The organism is Streptomyces sp. NPDC001507 (assembly GCF_042894765.1).
Lineage (GTDB): Bacteria > Actinomycetota > Actinomycetes > Streptomycetales > Streptomycetaceae > Streptomyces.
Genome location: NZ_JBIAVV010000010.1, coordinates 199,455 through 217,483 on the forward strand (window position 1 = coordinate 199,455; position 18,029 = coordinate 217,483).

The following is an 18,029-nucleotide window of genomic DNA, read 5'->3' on the forward strand; positions in this document are numbered from 1 at the left end:
GTAACAGACCTAACAGATGTAATAGAAGTAGCAGAAGTAACAGACGACTCGGACGCAACGGCGCAGGGCGACTTGCGTACGTACCAGCGCCTACTGCGACACAGACCCGCGACGGGACCGACCCGGCCGCGGGTCTCCGCACGCCCGGACTCGACTCATCAACTCCTCTTGAGGAGTCGTAGCCTGATCATGTGCCCAAGGCGTACGAGGAGATCGCCGACGACCTCCGCCGCTCCATCAGGCAGGGCGAGCGCGAGCCCGGCGCCCGGCTGCCCTCCGAGGCGGAGCTGGCCCGGTACTACCGGCGCAGCGTCCCGACGATCCAGAACGCGCTGCGGCTGCTCAGCGCGGAGGGTCTGATCGACAAGCGGCACGGCAGCGGCACCTTCGTACGCCGCCCACGCACCCGCGCGGTCCGCGACAACGAACGGCACCAGTGGGAGAAGGACCGCGCCCTGATGCCGGAGGCCGCCCGGGCCCAGACCGGTGCGACCGAGCGCGAGACCGGCCTGGTCATCGACGACCTGGTCTTCTACGCCCGCTACCGCGAGCTGACCGCGCCCGGCGACCTCGCCGGCGCGTTCGGGGTGCCGGAGGGCACCGTGCTCCTGGAGCGCACCTACCGGACCAGGCACGCCGCCGAGACCGCCCCGTTCAGCCTGGTGACCTCCTACCTCGTCCGCGACCTGATCGCGGCCAACCCGGACCTCCTGGACGAGGCCAACGAACCCTGGCCCGGCGGCACCCAGAACCAGCTCCACACCGTCGGCATCGAGGTCGACCGCGTCGAGGAACGCTTCACCGCCCGGCCCCCGACGCCGGAGGAGGCCCGGGAGCTGGACCTGCCGGTCGGCACCTCGGTGATCCTGCTGCGCAAGAAGTCGTACGACATCCACGACCGCATCGTCGACATCACCGCCGTCACGCTCCCCGGCGACCGCACCGAGCTGCTCTTCACCACACGTCTGGAAAGGTGGTGAGTGCTGCCGTGACCCGGCGCATCACCGTCGTCACCGCGGTCCACGCGCCGTCGGCCCGCTTTCTGCCCGAGGCCTACGAGTCGCTGTGCGAGCAGCGGCTGCCGGACGGCTGGGAGTGGGAGTGGCTGATCCAGGAGGACGGACACGGCGAAGAGGTCCACGGCTACGTCCCCGACGACGCACGGGTGTCGTTCCGGCAGGGCCGCGCCGGCGGTCCCGGGGTCGCGCGCACCATGGCACTGGCCCGGGCACAGGGGGAGTACGTCAAGGTCCTCGACGCCGACGACCAGCTGCCGCCGGGTGCGCTGGGCCGTGACCTGGCCGCGCTGGAGGACCGCCCGGACCTCGGCTGGGCCACCTCACGGGCTCTGGACCTGCTGCCGGACGGCTCCACGGCCGGTTTCCCGGGCGATCCGGAGGAGGGGCCGATCGAGCGCGGGACGGTGCTCGGCCACTGGACGGCGAACGGCTTCCTCGCCCAGGTCCATCCGGCCACCCTCTTCGTCCGCCGCGAGCTGCTGCTGGCCCTCGGCGGCTGGATGGCGCTGCCCGCCTCCGAGGACACCGGGCTGCTGCTCGCCCTGGACGCCGTCAGCCGGGGCTGGTTCTCGGCGGAGGTCGGGCTGCTCTACCGCAAGTGGGAGGGCCAGGTCACCGGCCGTCCCGCCCACACCGACCCGGCGGAGCGGGAGGCCCGCATGACGGTCGTGGCGGCACGGGCCCGGGCACTGGCGGAGCTCGGGTGGCGGTACGGGTGACGGTACGGCCGGCGTACGCGGTGCGACCGCTCCGCCGCGCCGCGCCACGCCGCTCACAGGGTCGCCGCGTCCACCCGTGAGAACACCAGGTCGCTCTCCTCGGTCACCGGGCGGTCCCAGCGGACCGGGACCACCGGTTCGCCGTACAGGGCGCGAGGGTAGCTGTCGGCCGCATAGCTGTTGGCGAGCCGGTAGACGTGGTAGCCGGCGTCGGTCATGGTGCGCAGCAGGTCGTCCGCGGAGTCGCCCAGCTGGGCCATCCGGTCGGGGGTGACCTCGACGGTGATCTCGGCGTCCGGGCGGAGCTTGTCCAGCAGCGGGGCGAGCCCGCGCACCACCGCGCCCTCGGCGCCCTCCACGTCGATCTTGACGACCCGCGCGGTCTCGATCTCCTCCGGCCGCAGCAGTTCCGGCAACGGCACGGCCTCGATGTCGAAACTGGACTCGGCCGGGCCGTCCCACGGGACGATGCTGTTGGCGCCCATGTTGCGGGAGCTGGCGAGGACGAAGGTCAGGGTGCGGTGGGCGTCGGAGACGGCGGCGTTGACCGCGCGGATGTTCCGGCAGCCGTTGAGCGCGCTCTGCTGCTCGAGGCGGCGGTGGAAGGCGGGGGAGGCCTCGACGGCCACCACCCGGCCCCGCTCACCGACCAGCCGCGAGGCGAGGACGCTGAAGACGCCGATGTTGGCGCCGACGTCGACGAAGCAGTCCCCCGGCGCCAGCCGGCCGCGCAGCCAGCGGGTCATGTGCGGTTCCCACACCCCGAAGAGGTACAGGTAGCGCTGGATGAGGTCCTGGGTGTCGACCGCGAACCGGTCGCCGGAGAGCGTCTCCACGACGCGCCGCCGGGGGTGGTCGCGCAGGTAGGGGTTGAGCGCGCGGGCCGCGAGGGTCTTGCCCCAGGGGCCCGGGAAGTCACGGACGTAGCGGCGGCCCAGGGTCACCAGGAGTTCGGTGAGTAGGCCGGGTTCGGCGAGTCGGCCGGGTTCGGTGCGGCGGCCGGGTTCGGCGAGTCGGCTGGATTCGGTGGGGGCGGTGCTCATCCGCTAGTCGGTGACCCTTCGGCCGTTGATCCGGATCGCCTGCGACGGGCAGCGTTCGGCGATGTCCCGGATCAGCTCGTCGTCGTCCCCGGGCTTCCCGTACTCCTCGCGTCCGGGCAGGACGAAACCGTACCCGTCCTCGAAACCGAACACGGCGGGTGCCCGGAAGGCACACTCACCCGACCCATAACAGACGTCGGCGTCGACGGAGACCTTCATGGAAGGTCCCCTGCCCAGCCGGGGACCCGCTGAACCGGCGCCGCACCGGCTAGGTGAACGGCAGCTCCAGCATCCGGATCGCGTTGCCGCGCAGCAGCTTGTAGGCGATCTCGGGGTCCAGGCCGCCCACGTGCTCCTGCGCCACCCGCTTGGTCTCCGGCCACGTCGAGTCGACGTGCGGGTAGTCCGTCTCGAAGGTCGCGTTGTCCACGCCGATCGTCTCGATCGCCTCGATGCCGTGCCGGTCCCGGAAGAAGCAGCAGAAGATCTGCCGGTAGTAGTACGTCGAGGGCGGCTCGGGGATCAGGTCCTTCACCCCGCCCCAGGCCCGGTGCTCCTCCCAGACGTCGTCGGCGCGCTCCAGGGCGTACGGGATCCAGCCCATCTGACCCTCGCTGTACGCGAGCTTCAGCCGGGGGAACTTCACCAGGACCCCGGAGAAGAGGAAGTCCATCATCGAGGCCATGGCGTTGTTGAAGCTGAGCGAGGCCTGGACGGCGGGCGGCGCGTCGGGCGAGGCGGCCGGCATCTGCGAGCTGCTGCCGATGTGCATGTTGACGACCGTCCCGGTCTCCTCGCAGGCCGCGAAGAACGGGTCCCAGTAGCCGGAGTGGATGGACGGCAGGCCCAGGTAGGTGGGGATCTCGCTGAAGGTGACCGCCCGGACGCCCCGCTCGGCGTTGCGCCGGATCTCGGCGACGGCCAGGTCGACGTCCCAGAGCGGGATCAGGCAGAGCGGGATCAGCCGGCCGCCGCTGTCCCCGCACCACTCCTCGACCATCCAGTCGTTGTAGGCGCGGACACAGGCCAGCGCGACCTCCTTGTCGTCGGCCTCGGCGAAGGTCTGCCCGCAGAAGCGGGGGAAGGTCGGGAAGCAGAGGGAGGCCTCGACATGGTTCATGTCCATGTCCTCCAGGCGGGCCTTGGGGTCCCAGCAGCCGCGCCGCATCTGCTCGCGGGTGATGCCGTCGAGCGTCATCTCGTCCCGCGAGAAGCCGACGGCCGCGATGATGCGCTTGTACGGGAAGAGCAGGCCCTCGTACTCCCACCAGTCGGTGGTCTGGCCCGCGGGGTCGGTGGTGAAGCGGTACTTGCCGCCGACGTAGGCGAGTTCGCCGATGCCGGCGGTGAAGGGCTTCGGCCCCTTGTCGCGGTACTTGCCCGGCAGCCACCGCTCGAAGAGGTGGGCGGGCTCGATCACGTGGTCGTCCACGCTGATCACCCTGGGCAGATCCTGGGTGCCGGTCGCGTTCTCTGCCATGCCTACCCCCTGCTGCCTGCGGAGTTCCGAAATTATCTGACGGTCCATCAGATAAGCCGTCGGCATTCAGGCTAGGCCCAGGAGCCCGCACCAGCAAGGCCCACCGCACCCCGCACCCCGCCCGCCACCCGGAGTTCGTCCCGCCCTCCCTCTTGCGACGCACGCCGCCTTCCGCTGAACTGACGAGCCGTCAGAAAGTTGTCCACGGGGTTCCGGGGAGGGTGCGAGATGCGATCAGCCTTGCTGAACGGTGCCGAATGGTTCGCGGTGCTCCGCATCGGGCTCGGTCTGTGGTGGCTGGAGAGCTGGCGGCACAAGGACAAGAAGCAGTGGTTCGGCGGCGGAGGCATCCGGTGGGCGGCCGGTGTCGCGGAGAAGCACCGCTGGCCGGTGGTCCGGCGTGGCTTCGACACCGTCGTCGCGCCACGCCCGCGGCTGATGGCCTACGTCGTGGCCTACGCGGAGCTCGCCCTCGGCCTCGGACTGGTCGCCGGCTTCCTCACGCCGATCGCGCTGGCGGCCGGGTTCCTGCTCAACCTGATCTACCTGGTCCTCATGATCCACGACTGGGCGGAGCAGGGGCAGAACCTGATGATGGCCCTGATCTCCCTGGTCGGCCTGTTCGCGATGAACTGGCAGACCTGGTCGGTGGACTCGGCACTGGGTCTGTTCGGCTGACCGACGGGAGCCCCGCTGTGGCGCGCCCCTGAAAGGGGCGCGGGGAACTGCGCGCCCAGCCCCCACACACCCGCAGCGACCGTCCGGCCGGCCCCGGCACGGCACTCCCGACGAGGAGGCACAGATGACGACCGACCACTCGACGCCCCCCTCCGGCTCCCCCTCCGGCTCCCCCTCGGCGGAAACCCTGAGAGTGCTGCACGCGGCCCGCGCCCACAGCGCCTACGAGCGCGCGGTTGCCGCCTGCCGCCACGCGGGAATCGCCCCGGGCGCCGCCCAGACCGTACCGACGAGTCCCGTCGGCCGAGCCGCCAACGCCCTCCGGTTGTCGGCCCAGTCGCTCGGCGCCCTCGCCGGCACCACACCCGACCCGGCGGCGGACGCCCGCTGCGCCCGCAACGCCGCCGCCACCGCGGCGCTGGCCGCACAGGTGGCCGCCTCCCTGCAGGACGGCCGCACGGGGTCGGCTTCGGCCCTGCGCGCGGCCATCACCGCGTCCCAGGCGGCGGCGACGGCGGCCGCCGGCATCGCGGCCGGACGGGACCTGGCCCTGAACGCGCAGGCGGACGACGCGGAGGAACAGGCCGTCGCGGCGGCACGCACCGCGGGCTGGATGTGATCCCGTGCCGTTCGGCACCGGTCCCTCCCCACGTGGGGACCGGTGCCGAACGGCGCGGGAGGTGCAGGACCGCCGCCTGAGGCCGGAGTCCGGCTCAGTGGCGGGAGCAGTTCGCGTGGTACGGCCGCTCCGGCGGAGGGCCGCCGGCCGAAGGTGACCGAGAACGTGCGGTGCCGTGAGCTGTCTCTGCGAATGCTGGGCTGGTCGGGCTGCCGGGGCGCCCCCCGATCACCGCGTTGCTGAGGCGAAATCCTGCCAGCCGAGGGGCCCGTATGAGGAGGGCATGACGTCCGGTCCAGGGCTTCGCCGCAGGTCAGCCATATAAAGTGGGTTTTCCGGTCCGGATGGCGCGCAACGGAGGAAGTAGGGAGTGGAGAGCCTTGGGTCCCGACGCAGGGGCACGCACAGCCTTCGCGGAACGCCTCGCGTTGCTGTACAGGGAGGCCGGTAATCCCCCGCTCAAGCGCGTCGCCGAGGCGGTCGACCGGCTGCATCGCGTCGACGAGCGGGGCCGGCCCGTGCGGGTCTCCGCCCAGCGGATCAGCGACTGGCGGCGGGCGAAGAACGTGCCCGCGCAGTTCGTCGCCCTCTCCGCCGTCCTGCAGGTCCTGATCCCGCAGGCCCGTCGTGCCCAGCCGACACCGGTGTCCGGCGGACTCTACGACATGCTCCAGTGGCAGAAGCTGTGGGAGCGGGCCGTGGCCGATCCGGTCGGCGAACTGCCCGCCCCGGAAGCGGCCGAGGAGACGGAACGGCCCCCGTCGGTTGACAGCGTCTGCCCGTACCGGGGTCTGGCCTCCTACCGCCGTGAGGACGCCCGCTGGTTCTTCGGGCGGGAGCGCAGTACCGACGCGCTGGTCGCCCAGCTCCGTTCCGCGGAGTCGGGCGGTGGCGGCCTGGTGATGCTGGTCGGCGCCTCGGGGGCGGGAAAGTCCTCGCTGCTGAACGCCGGCCTGGTCACCGCGGTCCAGAACGGCGCCCTGACCGACGAGGGGGACCTCGACCGCCCGCGCCGCATACTTCACCTCCTCCCGGGTGCGGACCCCGTGAAGGAGCTGACCCGCCGCCTGCCCGAGCTGGCCGAGCAGACGGGGACCCGACGGGCCACGGCCGACTCAGCCATCGATGTTTCACGTGAAACACGACCGCCCGCGCAGACCTCTGCGGCTCCGGCTCCTCCAGCCCTTCAGGCTCCGCCGGCCCGCCCGGTCCTGATCGTCGACCAGTTCGAGGAGACCTTCACCCTCTGCACCGACGAGGCGGACCGGCGCTCCTTCGTGCAGCTGCTGCACGCGGCCAGCAACCCCGCCGCCCCCGGTGAACCGGCGGCCGCCCTCGTCGTCCTGGGTATCCGCGCCGACTTCTACGAGCAGTGCCTCGGCTACCCGGAACTGGCCGACGCGCTCCAGCACCGGCACATGGTGCTCGGCCCGCTGACCACCACCGAACTGCGCGAGGCCGTGACCGGTCCGGCCAAGGCCGTGGGCCTGGAGCTGGAACCCGGTCTCGCCGAGCTGATCGTCCGTGAGGTGAGCGCGGACGGCCCACGTGGCGCCCATGACGCCGGTGTCCTCCCCCTCCTCTCCCACGCCCTGCTGGCCACCTGGCAGCGCCGCAAGGCGGGCCGGCTGACACTGGCCGGTTACCGGGCGGCCGGCGGCATCCAGGGCGCCGTCGCGGCGACCGCCGAACGCGCCTGGTCGAGCCTGGACCCGGCCGCCCGCAGCGCCGCCCGGCTGCTCCTGCTCCGCCTGGTGCGGCTCGGCGAGGACACCCAGGCGACCCGCAGGCGTGGCACCCGACGCCAGCTGGCCGCGGAATCCACCGACCCGGACAAGACGGAGGAGTCGCTCGAAGCCCTGGTCCGGGCCCGGCTGGTGACCCTCGACGCCGAGACCGTGGAGATCACCCACGAGGCGCTGCTGCACGCCTGGCCCCGGCTGCGCGACTGGCTCGACGAGGACCGCAACGGCAATCTGCTGCGCCAGCGCCTGGAGGAGGACGGCCGGGCCTGGGACGAGTCGTCGCAGGACTCCGCGCTGCTCTACCGGGGCTCCCGTCTGGAACAGGCCCACACCTGGGCGAAGTCGGCCGGTGACACCTTCCTGACCCGCAGCGCGGTGGAGTTCCTGGCCGCCTCGGTACGGCTGCGCCGGCGCACGGTGTGGATCAGCCGGGCCGCCGTGTCGGCACTGGTCGTGCTCGCGGTACTGGCGGCCGGTTCGGCCGTGATCGCCCGTCAGCAGCGGGACGACGCGGTGTTCGAGCGGGTGGTCGCGGAGGCCGACCGATTCCAGTACTCGGACCCGTCGCTCTCCGCCCAGCTCGACCTGGTGGCCCACGACCTGCGCAAGGACGACGAAGGCGCCAACAACCGCCTGATATCCATCGTCAACGCCCCGCTGGCCACCCCGCTGCTCGGCCACACCGGCGCCGTCTACCTCACCACGTTCAGCCCCGACGGCAAGGTCCTGGCCACCGCCGCCTACGACCGCACGGTCCGGCTGTGGGACGTCAGCGACCCGACCCGGCCGAAGGCGCTGGGCAAGCCCCTGCTCGGCCACACGAGCTGGGTCTCCAGCGCGGTCTTCAGCCCGGACGGCAAGACCCTGGCCAGCGCCGGCGACGACGGCACCGTGCGCCTGTGGGACGTCTCCGACCCGCGGCACCCCACCTCCCTGGGCACACCGCCGGCCGGGCACGACGGCACGGTCTACCTCGTCGCCTTCAGCCCGGACGGCAAGACCCTGGCCGCCGCCGACGAGGACCACACCGTCCGGTTGTGGGATGTGCACGACCCGCGCCACCCCACCTCGCTGGGCACCCTGACCGGCCACACCGAGGCCGTGCGCTCCATCGCGTTCAGCCCCGACGGCCGCACCCTCGCGGCCGGCAGCGACGACAACTCGATCCTTCTGTACGACGTCTCCGACCCCCGCCGTCCCGAGCTCGTCGGCGCTCCGCTCACGGGACACACCGCGACCGTGCACTCGGTGGCCTTCAGCCCGGACGGCCGGACCCTCGCCAGCGGCAGCAAGGACGACACCGTACGTCTGTGGGACGTCAGCGACCCGACACACGCCAAGGCCCTCGGCGCGCCGCTCACCGGCCACACCGGGCCCGTCTGGTCGGTGGCCTTCAGCCCCGACGGCTCCATGCTCGCCGCGGGCAGCGCGGACTCCACGGCCAGCCTGTGGAACGTCGGCAACCCGGCCTTCCCCTCCCAGGTGGGTGAGCCGCTCGCGGGCAGCAGCGGTGAGATGTACGCCGTCGGCTGGAGCCCCGACGGTCACACCCTCGCGACCGGCAGCGGTGACGGCAAGGTGCGGCTGTGGTCGATCCCGGGCTCGGACATGATCGGCGCGGCAGGGGCGTTCAGCCCGGACGGCCGGGTTCTGGCCACCGGCGGCGGGGACAGCAGGATGCGGCTGTGGAACATCACGGATCCGGCCCGGCCCACCGCGCTCGGCAAGCCGTTCACGACCGGGTCACGGGACCTGCGCTCGATGGTGTTCACCCGGGACGGCCGCACCCTGATCATCCTCACCAGCGAGAACAACCTCAGCTGGGTGCAACTGTGGAACGTCTCGGACCCCGCGCACCCCGCCCAGTACGGTGCGCCGGTCCGGCTGAACACCCGGTACGCGGGCTCCGAGGCGCTGGCGCTGACCCCCGACGGGCGGACCGTGGCCGCCGACTACGACGACCGCACCGTCCAGCTCCTGGACATCAGCGACCCCGCCCACCCCACGCGGCTCGGGGAGCCCCTCAAGGGCCACACCGGCTACGTCAACGCGCTCGTCTTCAGCCCCGACGGCCGCACCCTGGCCAGCGGCAGCGCGGACGGCACCGTACGCCTCTGGAACGTCTCCGACCGGACCCGCGCCAGGCCCCTGGACGGCCCCCTGAAGGGCCACCTGGGCCCCATCAACACCCTCGCCTACAGCCCCGACGGCCACACCCTGGCCAGCGGCAGCGACGACGACACGGTCCGCCTCTGGAACGTCTCCGACCCGGCCCACGCGACCCGGCTCGGCTCCGCCCTCACCGGTCACACCGAGGCGGTGGTCTCCCTGACCTTCAGCCGCGACGGCGGGACCCTGGCCAGCGGCGGCAACGACAACACGGTCCGCCTGTGGAACGTGTCGTCCCCCTCCTCGGCCCACCCCATAGGCCAGTCCATGAGCCCCAACGCCAAGACGGGCAACTTCCTCTCCTTCAGCCCGCGGAGCAACATGCTGGGCGTCTCCAGCGGCGCCGACACGGTCCGGCTGTGGAGCCTCGGCGTCGACCAGGCGGTCAACCGCATCTGCGCGGTCACCCGCAACGTCCTGACACCCGCCAAATGGCGCGAGTACCTCCCCCGTCTCGCCTACGACCCGCCCTGTGACGCCTGATCCGTCCCCACCTCTGACCGCACTTGAGTGATCCCGATCACAACTGCTCACGACGGCCGAGAAGTTGACTCCCGCCGCACAGGCCACCTTGTTAGGCTGGCCACAACCCGGTCGCTGGTGCATCCCCCGTCGCCAGCGGCCGGGCCTTTTCATGCCCGGGCCCGCCTGTGAACACCGATGAAGACGACGAACGCCGGCGAACACGGCGAAGACGACGGAACACCAAAGCGAAGACCCCCGGTCCATTCGGACCGGGGGTCTTCGTGCTGGTGGGGCTAACAGGATTTGAACCTGTGGCCTCATCCTTATCAGGGATGCGCTCTAACCAACTGAGCTATAGCCCCGCCGCGCTCTGCGGTGTATGTCCCGCGCGCTGACTCCTGAAGATTAGCGCACGACCGGGGCAGTCCCAAAATCGGTTGTCGGGGGATCGTCAGGAGAGGTTTGGACCGGCGTTACTCGTCCTCGGCCAAGGTCAGCTCGACGCCGCCGACGAACCCCGCGGAGAGGTTGTAGATGAACGCGCCGAGGGTCGCCAGCGCCGTCGCGAGGACGACGTCGATGACCGCGATGATCGCCGTGAACGTCAGGACGTGCGGGAGGGAGAGGAACGCCTGGAGGTCGAAGCCGTTCGACTCGTTCGAACCGGTCGCCTCCGAGATCGTGCCGCCGACCGTCGAGAACACGCCCATCGCGTCCAGGACCATCCACAGCACCGCCGCCGCCACGATCGAGCAGATGCCCAGCGCGATGGAGAGCAGGAAGCTGACCTTCATCACCGACCAGGGATCGGCCTTGGCGACCCGCAGCCGGGCCTTGCGGGTGCGCGGCGCGGTGCGCGCCCCGGCGGCGCCCGTGCGCGGCCGTCGTACGCCTCCCGCGGGCGCCTGGGCGGGCTGCGCCGCCGGATAGGCCTGCGGCGGGTGGTAGGGCCCGGCGGGCTGCTCTGCACGCCGCTCCCCGGGCAGCGGGGAGGCCCCCTGCTGCTGCGCGGGCGCCGGCCGGTCGCCCGGCGCGGCCGCCCCTCGGGTGTCGGTCACGGTTCCCCCCTGCGCTCCCGGTGCGTCGGACGCGGGCGCCTTCGCGGGCGCCTTGATCGCCTTCAGCTGGGTCGTGTGCGTGTCCGCCTGCTGCGGCGCACCGCCCCCGTCGGACGCGGCGGAGCCACGGCCGCCGCCGTCCGCATCCGTACCCGTCGAGGTACCGGCCGATCCGGCGCCCGTGGCTCCGCTCACGATGACTCACTCCTCGTGCCTACTCGGCCGAGGGCGCCTCACCCTCGTCCGTGCCGCTGGTCGCGACACCCTCGGCGGTCTCGTCCACGGCGTCAACGCCGTCGACTTCCTCCGCCTCGCTGCCGGCCTCGGCGTTACGTGCGATACCCACGACGGCATCGCGCTTGCCCAGGTTGATCAGTTGGACGCCCATGGTGTCACGGCCCGTCTCCCTGACCCCGCTGACTCGCGTGCGAATCACACCGCCGGACAGGGTGATGGCGAGGATCTCGTCGTTCTCCTCGACGATCAGCGCGCCGACCAGCGAACCGCGGTCCTCCACGATCTTGGCGGCCTTGATACCGAGGCCGCCGCGACCCTGGACGCGGTACTCGTCGACACGGGTCCGCTTCGCGTACCCCCCGTCGGTGGCAGTGAACACGAACGTACCGGGTCGAACAACATTCATCGACAAAAGTTCATCCCCCTCACGGAAACTCATGCCCTTGACACCGGAAGTGGCCCGGCCCATGGGTCGCAGAGTCTCGTCGGAGGCGGTGAACCTGATCGACTGCGCCTTCTTGCTGATCAGAAGCAGATCGTCGTCCGCCGAAACCAGCTCGGCACCGATCAGTTCGTCGTCAGAACCGTCCTCGCGCTCCCGCAGGTTGATCGCGATGACACCGCCGGAGCGGGGCGAATCGTAATCCTTCAGAGGCGTCTTCTTGACCAGACCGGCCTTGGTGGCCAGCACCAGGTAGTCCGCCGCGTCGTAGTCCCGGATCGCGAGGATCTCGGCGATCGCCTCGTCCGGCTGGAAGGCCAGCAGGTTCGCCACGTGCTGACCGCGCGCGTCCCGGCCGGCGTCCGGCAGCTCGTACGCCTTCGCCCGGTACACCCGGCCCTTGTTCGTGAAGAACAGCAGCCAGTGGTGCGTGGTCGAGACGAAGAAGTGGTCGACGATGTCGTCTTCCTTCAGCTTCGTACCGCGCACGCCCTTGCCGCCGCGCTTCTGCGCCCGGTAGTCGACGGTCTTGGTGCGCTTGACGTACCCGCCGCGCGAGACCGTGACGACGATGTCCTCCTCGGCGATCAGGTCCTCGATGGACATGTCGCCGTCGTAGGGCACCAGCATGGTCTTGCGGTCGTCACCGAACTTCTCCACGATCGCGGCAAGCTCGGCGCTGACGATGGCACGCTGACGCTCCGGCGAGGCCAGGATCGCGTTGTACTCGGTGATCTTCGCCTGGAGTTCGTCGTGCTCCTGAATGATCTTCTGGCGCTCCAGGGCGGCCAGTCGCCGCAGCTGCATCTCGAGGATGGCGTTGGCCTGGATCTCGTCGATCTCCAGGAGACCCATCAGGCCCGTACGCGCGATCTCGACCGTCTCACTGGCCCGGATGAGCGCGATGACCTCGTCGATGGCGTCCAGCGCCTTCAGCAGACCGCGCAGGATGTGGGCGCGCTCCTCGGCCTTGCGCAGCCGGAAGCGCGTCCGGCGGACGATGACCTCGATCTGGTGCGTCACCCAGTGCCGGATGAACGCGTCCAGCGACAGCGTGCGCGGCACGCCGTCGACCAGCGCCAGCATGTTGGCGCCGAAGTTGGACTGGAGGTCGGTGTGCTTGTACAGGTTGTTCAGGACGACCTTGGCGACCGCGTCCCGCTTCAGCACGATGACCAGACGCTGGCCGGTACGCGAGGAGGTCTCGTCGCGGACGTCGGCGATGCCGCCGACCTTGCCGTCCTTCACCAGGTCGGCGATCTTCTGCGCGAGGTTGTCGGGGTTGGTCTGGTAAGGCAGCTCCGTGACAACCAGGCACTGGCGGTTCTGGATCTCCTCGACCTCGACGACCGCACGCATGGTGATCGAGCCACGGCCCGTGCGGTACGCCTCCTCGATGCCCTTGCGGCCGACGACCAGCGCGCCGGTCGGGAAGTCGGGGCCCTTGATGCGCTCGATCAGCGCGTCCAGGAGCTCCTCGTGCGAGGCCTCCGGGTTCTCCAGGTACCACTGGGCACCGGCCGCCACCTCGCGAAGGTTGTGCGGCGGGATGTTGGTGGCCATGCCGACCGCGATGCCGGCGGAGCCGTTGATCAGCAGGTTCGGGAAGCGGGCCGGCAGGACGGTCGGTTCCTGGGAGCGGCCGTCGTAGTTGTCCGTGAAGTCGACGGTTTCCTCGTCGATGTCACGGACCATCTCCATCGACAGCGGCGCCAGCTTGCACTCGGTGTACCGCATGGCGGCCGCCGGGTCGTTGCCCGGGGAGCCGAAGTTGCCGTTGGAGTCCACCAGCGGCATCCGCATCGACCACGGCTGGGCGAGTCGCACCAGGGCGTCATAGATCGAGGAGTCGCCGTGCGGGTGGTAGTTGCCCATGACGTCACCGACGACACGGGCGCACTTGTAGAAGCCGCGCTCGGGGCGGTAGCCGCCGTCGTACATCGCGTACAGGACGCGGCGGTGCACGGGCTTGAGTCCGTCGCGGACGTCGGGCAGCGCGCGGGACACGATGACGGACATCGCGTAGTCCAGGTACGAGCGCTGCATCTCCGTCTCGAGCCCGACGGGCTCGACGCGCATCGCCAGTTCGCCGCCCTCTGCAGGGGTGACAGGAGTGTTCTCGTCGGCCATAGCTGGTGAAGATCCTTCCTGGTGCGGTCAGCTGAGACCGACTCAGATGTCGAGGAAGCGGACGTCCTTGGCGTTGCGCTGGATGAACGCGCGGCGGGCTTCGACGTCCTCGCCCATCAGGACCGAGAACAGGTCGTCGGCCTGGGCGGCGTCGTCGAGGGTGACCTGGCCGAGGACCCGGTGCTCCTGGTCCATGGTGGTCACACGCAGTTCCTCGGCGTTCATCTCGCCGAGACCCTTGAAGCGCTGGATCGAGTCCTCGCGGACGCGCTTGCCGCGCTGCCGGCCCAGCTCCAGGAGGGCGTCGCGCTCGCGGTCCGAGTAGGCGTACTCGACGTCGTCCCGGCCCCACTTGATCTTGTACAGCGGCGGGCGGGAGAGGTACACGTGCCCGGCCTCGACCAGCGGCCGCATGAAGCGGAACAGGAAGGTCAGCAGCAGGGTGGAGATGTGCTGGCCGTCGACGTCGGCGTCCGCCATCAGGATGATCTTGTGATAGCGGAGCTTCTCGATGTCGAAGTCCTCGTGCACACCCGTGCCGAAGGCCGAGATCAGCGCCTGGATCTCCTGGTTCTGCAGGATCTTGTCGATCCGCGCCTTCTCGACGTTGAGGATCTTGCCGCGGATCGGGAGGATCGCCTGGTACTGCGGGTTGCGGCCGGACTTGGCCGAGCCGCCGGCGGAGTCACCCTCGACGATGAAGATCTCACACTTGGTGGGGTCGTTCGACTGGCAGTCGGAGAGCTTGCCCGGCAGCGAGGCGCTCTCCAGGAGGCCCTTGCGGCGGGTGAGGTCGCGGGCCTTGCGGGCCGCCACGCGCGCGGTGGCCGCCTGGATGCCCTTGCGGATGATGTCCGCGGCCTCCACCGGGTTGCGGTCGAGCCAGTCGTTCAGGTGCTCGTAGACCGCCTTCTGCACGAAGGTCTTGGCCTCCGTGTTGCCCAGCTTGGTCTTCGTCTGGCCCTCGAACTGCGGCTCGCTCAGCTTGACCGAGATGATCGCGGTCAGACCCTCGCGGATGTCGTCACCGGTGAGGTTGTCGTCCTTCTCGCGGAGCAGCTTCTTGTCGCGCGCGTACTTGTTGATCAGCGAGGTCAGCGCAGCGCGGAAGCCCTCCTCGTGGGTACCGCCCTCGTGCGTGTGGATGATGTTGGCGAACGAGTACACACCCTCGCTGTAGCCGCTGTTCCACTGCATGGCGACCTCGAGGGACAGGCTCTTGTCCTTGTCCTCGGCCTCCAGGTCGATGACCGTGGGGTGCACCACGTCTCCCTTGCGGGAGTTCAGGTACTTCACGAAGTCGACGATGCCGCCCTCGTAGTGGTACGTGACGGTCTTGACCTCGGCCTTCTCGTCCGCACCCGCCTCGTCCGCCCCGGCCACGGCCTTAGCCGACTCGCGCTCGTCGGTGAGCCGGATCGTCAGGCCCTTGTTGAGGAACGCCATCTCCTGAAAACGCCGCGACAGCGTCTCGAAGGAGTACTCGGTGGTCTCGAAGATGTCCGGGTCGGCCCAGAACGTGACCGAGGTACCGGTCTCGCCGGTCTCCTCGTGCTTGGCCAGCGGAGCCGTCGGGACGCCCAGCTTGTAGTCCTGCGTCCAGCGGTGGCCGTCGGTCTTGATCTCGACGGACACCTTGGACGAGAGCGCGTTCACGACGGACACACCCACGCCGTGCAGACCGCCGGAGACCGCGTAGCCGCCGCCGCCGAACTTGCCGCCCGCGTGCAGCACGGTCAGCACGACCTCGACGGCCGGCTTGCCCTCGGACGCCACGATGCCGACCGGGATGCCACGGCCGTTGTCCACGACGCGCACGCCGCCGTCGGCCAGGACCGTCACGTCGATGGTGTCCGCGTAGCCGGCCAGGGCCTCGTCGACGGAGTTGTCCACAACCTCGTACACCAGGTGGTGCAGGCCGCGCTCGCCGGTCGAGCCGATGTACATACCGGGCCGCTTGCGGACCGCGTCCAGCCCTTCGAGCACGGTGATGGCACTGGCGTCGTACGAACCGGAGGCGGCGCCGGAACCAGCGGCCTCACCGTTCGCGCCGGCGTCGGTGGACGGGATGTTCTCGTTGGGGTTGCCGGAATCGGCCACGAAGCGCCCTTTCTGGCACAGCACGAGCCGGGCTCGTCGGCGGGTTGCCGGAGCGGCTGCGGCATGTTGCGTTGGTAAGCCTTGATCAGCGTTGCTCAGCTTTTCCCGGACGGTCCCCACGTTCGGGGCGGGATTGTCTTCCAGTCTACCGGTAGCGCCGACAGTGATGGGGGTTTGCCGGTACCTGAGTCCGCATGTGCCGCCCTGAACCGGCCTGTGCCGACTCCCGATATGCGGATGGGGGCTCCAAGAGGCTCACGGCGGCACTCAGCGCTTCCGGCTGTCAACCCTTGGCTACTCAGGCGTCAGGTCGCGATTCGCAACCGCGTGCGGTCATACGACGATCAGCCGGGCCGGCCGTGGAACGGCACCGCACCCGGCCGGGATCGTGACGTAAGTCACCCGTAGGTATCCCCGGGACCCGTGCTCCCAGGGGCGCGCAGCGGGCCGTAGCGCCGGGCCGGACCGCCGGGATTGAGCACCTTGATCAGGCGTACGGTGCCGTGCCCCAGGTCCTCGTTCAGGCGGGCGACCAGCGCGGGCGCGAGGTGACGCAGCTGGGTCGCCCACGCCGTGGAGTCGCACTGGACGACCAGCACCCGCTCGTCCTCGTCGTAGCGCTCCGGCACACAGTGCTTGGCCAGATCCTCGCCGACGATCTCCGGCCAGCGGCCCATCACCCCGCCCACCGCGGCCGGTGTCTCCCAGCCGCGCTCGGTGATCAGCCGGTTGATCGCGGAACCCAGCGCCATGGGGTCGCGGCCGTCGGCGCGCGCGCCGGAGCGCAGGCCACCGCGCCGCGCCTGCTTCTTCTGCTGCGCCGCGTCACCACGCGCGCGTGCCGCCTCCTTGGCCGCCCTGAGCGCCACGCGCGCGAGGTCGACACCGGAGGGTTCCTCCCGCGGACTGGGCGCGGGTCCTTCGGTGCTCATGCCCGCTCCACCGTCCCGTCGGCCACCGCGTACCGCATACCGGTGAGGATGTGCGGTACGTCGTCGTCCACGGCGGCGGTGACCAGTACCTGCTCACCGGGCGCGACCAGCTCCGCCAGCCGCTCCCGGCGCCGGGCGTCCAGCTCGGCGAACACGTCGTCGAGCACCAGCACCGGCTCGTTCCCCTCGGCACGCAACAGGTCGTACGACGCGAGGCGCAGCGCCAGCGCGTACGACCAGGACTCCCCGTGCGAGGCATAGCCCTTGGCGGGCAGCTGCCCCAGCTTGAGCACCAGGTCGTCGCGGTGCGGGCCGACCAGGGTCATGCCCCGCTCGATCTCCTGCTTGCGGGCGTCCGCCAGCGCCGCCATCAGCTGGACGTACAGATCCTCACGGGTGTGCGCCTCGCCGGGCGCCGACGGCCGGTACTCCAGCGCGACGGGACCACCGCCCGGCGCCAGCTGCTCGTACGCCTTGTCCGCCAGGGGCTGGATCGCGGCGACCAGGTCGAGCCGCTGGGCGAGCAGCTCGGCGCCGGCCCGCGCCAGGTGCTGGTCCCACACGTCGAGCGTGGACAGATCCATGGAACGGCCGCCGTGCCGCCGGGCGAGGGCGGCGGATTTCAACAGGGTGTTCCGCTGCTTGAGCACCCGCTCGTAGTCGGACCGCACGCCCGCCATCCGCGGAGAGCGCGCGGTGATCAGCTCGTCCAGGAAGCGGCGCCGCTCCCCGGGATCGCCCTTCACCAGCGCGAGGTCCTCGGGCGCGAACAGCACGGTCCGTACGATCCCCAGCACGTCACGCGGCCTGACCTGCGACGACCTGTTGATGCGGGCGCGGTTGGCCCTGCCGGGGTTCAGCTCCAGCTCGACCAGCTGCTGCCGGTCGCCCTGCCGGACCTGCGCCCTGATGATCGCCCGGTCGGCGCCCATGCGGACCAGGGGAGCGTCGGAGGCGACCCGGTGGCTGCCGAGGGTGGCGAGATAGCCGACGGCCTCGACGAGGTTGGTCTTGCCCTGGCCGTTGGGGCCGACGAAGGCGGTGACGCCCGGGTCGAGCGGGACCTCGACCCGGGCATAGGAGCGGAAGTCGGCCAGCGACAGATGCGTGACGTGCATGGGTTCTCGCCGACCTCCCCGTGACCTGCTGCTTCGTCTCTGCTCGGTACTGCTTCTCGGTTCTGCTGGCTCTTC

General features: G+C 70.6%; 13 protein-coding genes and 1 tRNA gene. 5 read left to right on the top strand and 9 right to left on the bottom strand.

The features are described 5' to 3' along the window. The first annotated feature begins 191 nt into the window (after positions 1-191). Both ACFY0K_RS30735 and ACFY0K_RS30740 read left to right on the top strand, forming a co-directional pair. Positions 192-980, top strand: coding sequence for a GntR family transcriptional regulator (locus tag ACFY0K_RS30735; protein WP_390642552.1), 789 nt, complete (start codon positions 192-194; stop codon positions 978-980). Positions 981-988: 8 nt separating this feature from the next. Continuing rightward, positions 989-1,738, top strand: coding sequence for a glycosyltransferase family 2 protein (locus ACFY0K_RS30740; protein ID WP_390642553.1), 750 nt, complete (start codon positions 989-991; stop codon positions 1,736-1,738). Between the two features lie 53 nt (positions 1,739-1,791). Here the strand turns inward: ACFY0K_RS30740 and ACFY0K_RS30745 are convergent, their stop codons facing one another. The 3 genes from ACFY0K_RS30745 to ACFY0K_RS30755 are packed head-to-tail and all read right to left on the bottom strand — an operon-like array spanning position 1,792 to position 4,261. Further along, positions 1,792-2,781 (bottom strand): FkbM family methyltransferase, encoded by a 990-nt coding sequence (locus ACFY0K_RS30745; RefSeq protein ID WP_390642554.1) that lies wholly within the window; start codon positions 2,779-2,781, stop codon positions 1,792-1,794. Positions 2,782-2,784: 3 nt separating this feature from the next. Continuing rightward, positions 2,785-3,000, bottom strand: a complete 216-nt coding sequence (locus tag ACFY0K_RS30750; protein ID WP_382725202.1) for a ferredoxin — start codon at positions 2,998-3,000, stop codon at positions 2,785-2,787. 49 nt (positions 3,001-3,049) lie between these two features. Then, entirely contained in the window at positions 3,050-4,261 is a 1,212-nt protein-coding gene (locus tag ACFY0K_RS30755; RefSeq protein WP_352355756.1) for an amidohydrolase family protein, read from the bottom strand. Positions 4,262-4,489: 228 nt separating this feature from the next. On the opposite strand from ACFY0K_RS30755, the gene ACFY0K_RS30760 reads away from it, so the two are divergent. The 3 genes from ACFY0K_RS30760 (at position 4,490) to ACFY0K_RS30770 (ending at position 9,955) form a co-directional block, all read left to right on the top strand. Continuing rightward, positions 4,490-4,939 carry a DoxX family protein gene (locus ACFY0K_RS30760; protein ID WP_388602565.1) on the top strand — a complete coding sequence of 150 codons (450 nt, stop codon included), beginning with the start codon at positions 4,490-4,492 and terminating at the stop codon, positions 4,937-4,939. 124 nt (positions 4,940-5,063) lie between these two features. Next, entirely contained in the window at positions 5,064-5,558 is a 495-nt protein-coding gene (locus tag ACFY0K_RS30765; protein ID WP_390642555.1) for a hypothetical protein, read from the top strand. Positions 5,559-5,902: 344 nt separating this feature from the next. Beyond that, positions 5,903-9,955 carry a WD40 repeat domain-containing protein gene (locus tag ACFY0K_RS30770; RefSeq protein ID WP_390642733.1) on the top strand — a complete coding sequence of 1,351 codons (4,053 nt, stop codon included), beginning with the start codon at positions 5,903-5,905 and terminating at the stop codon, positions 9,953-9,955. 267 nt (positions 9,956-10,222) lie between these two features. Here the strand turns inward: ACFY0K_RS30770 and ACFY0K_RS30775 are convergent. From ACFY0K_RS30775 to recF, 6 genes are all read right to left on the bottom strand, one after another. Then, positions 10,223-10,299, bottom strand: a tRNA-Ile gene (locus ACFY0K_RS30775). Positions 10,300-10,410: 111 nt separating this feature from the next. Next, positions 10,411-11,190 carry a DUF3566 domain-containing protein gene (locus ACFY0K_RS30780; RefSeq protein WP_390642556.1) on the bottom strand — a complete coding sequence of 260 codons (780 nt, stop codon included), beginning with the start codon at positions 11,188-11,190 and terminating at the stop codon, positions 10,411-10,413. Positions 11,191-11,209: 19 nt separating this feature from the next. Next, a complete protein-coding gene (gyrA, locus tag ACFY0K_RS30785) occupies positions 11,210-13,804 on the bottom strand; it encodes a DNA gyrase subunit A (RefSeq protein WP_351956813.1) in 2,595 nt (864 codons plus the stop codon). A gap of 42 nt (positions 13,805-13,846) precedes the next feature. Further along, positions 13,847-15,928, bottom strand: coding sequence for a DNA topoisomerase (ATP-hydrolyzing) subunit B (gene gyrB / locus ACFY0K_RS30790; RefSeq protein ID WP_351956814.1), 2,082 nt, complete (start codon positions 15,926-15,928; stop codon positions 13,847-13,849). A gap of 374 nt (positions 15,929-16,302) precedes the next feature. Further along, positions 16,303-16,836 (bottom strand): DUF721 domain-containing protein, encoded by a 534-nt coding sequence (locus ACFY0K_RS30795; protein ID WP_390642558.1) that lies wholly within the window; start codon positions 16,834-16,836, stop codon positions 16,303-16,305. Further along, positions 16,833-17,954, bottom strand: coding sequence for a DNA replication/repair protein RecF (gene recF, locus ACFY0K_RS30800; RefSeq protein WP_390642559.1), 1,122 nt, complete (start codon positions 17,952-17,954; stop codon positions 16,833-16,835). The genes ACFY0K_RS30795 and recF overlap by 4 nt, the downstream gene beginning before the upstream one ends. Positions 17,955-18,029 lie beyond the last annotated feature (75 nt).

Excerpts from the sequence above, each read along its gene's own strand:
- ACFY0K_RS30760 (WP_388602565.1), top strand. The coding sequence starts at position 4,490 with ATGCGATCAGCCTTGCTGAACGGTGCCGAATGGTTCGCGGTGCTCCGC.
- ACFY0K_RS30795 (WP_390642558.1), bottom strand. The coding sequence starts at position 16,836 with ATGAGCACCGAAGGACCCGCGCCCAGTCCGCGGGAGGAACCCTCCGGT.
- ACFY0K_RS30745 (WP_390642554.1), bottom strand. The coding sequence starts at position 2,781 with ATGAGCACCGCCCCCACCGAATCCAGCCGACTCGCCGAACCCGGCCGC.
- ACFY0K_RS30770 (WP_390642733.1), top strand. The coding sequence starts at position 5,903 with ATGGCGCGCAACGGAGGAAGTAGGGAGTGGAGAGCCTTGGGTCCCGAC.
- recF (WP_390642559.1), bottom strand. The coding sequence starts at position 17,954 with ATGCACGTCACGCATCTGTCGCTGGCCGACTTCCGCTCCTATGCCCGG.
- ACFY0K_RS30750 (WP_382725202.1), bottom strand. The coding sequence starts at position 3,000 with ATGAAGGTCTCCGTCGACGCCGACGTCTGTTATGGGTCGGGTGAGTGT.
- gyrA (WP_351956813.1), bottom strand. The coding sequence starts at position 13,804 with ATGGCCGACGAGAACACTCCTGTCACCCCTGCAGAGGGCGGCGAACTG.
- ACFY0K_RS30765 (WP_390642555.1), top strand. The coding sequence starts at position 5,064 with ATGACGACCGACCACTCGACGCCCCCCTCCGGCTCCCCCTCCGGCTCC.
- ACFY0K_RS30755 (WP_352355756.1), bottom strand. The coding sequence starts at position 4,261 with ATGGCAGAGAACGCGACCGGCACCCAGGATCTGCCCAGGGTGATCAGC.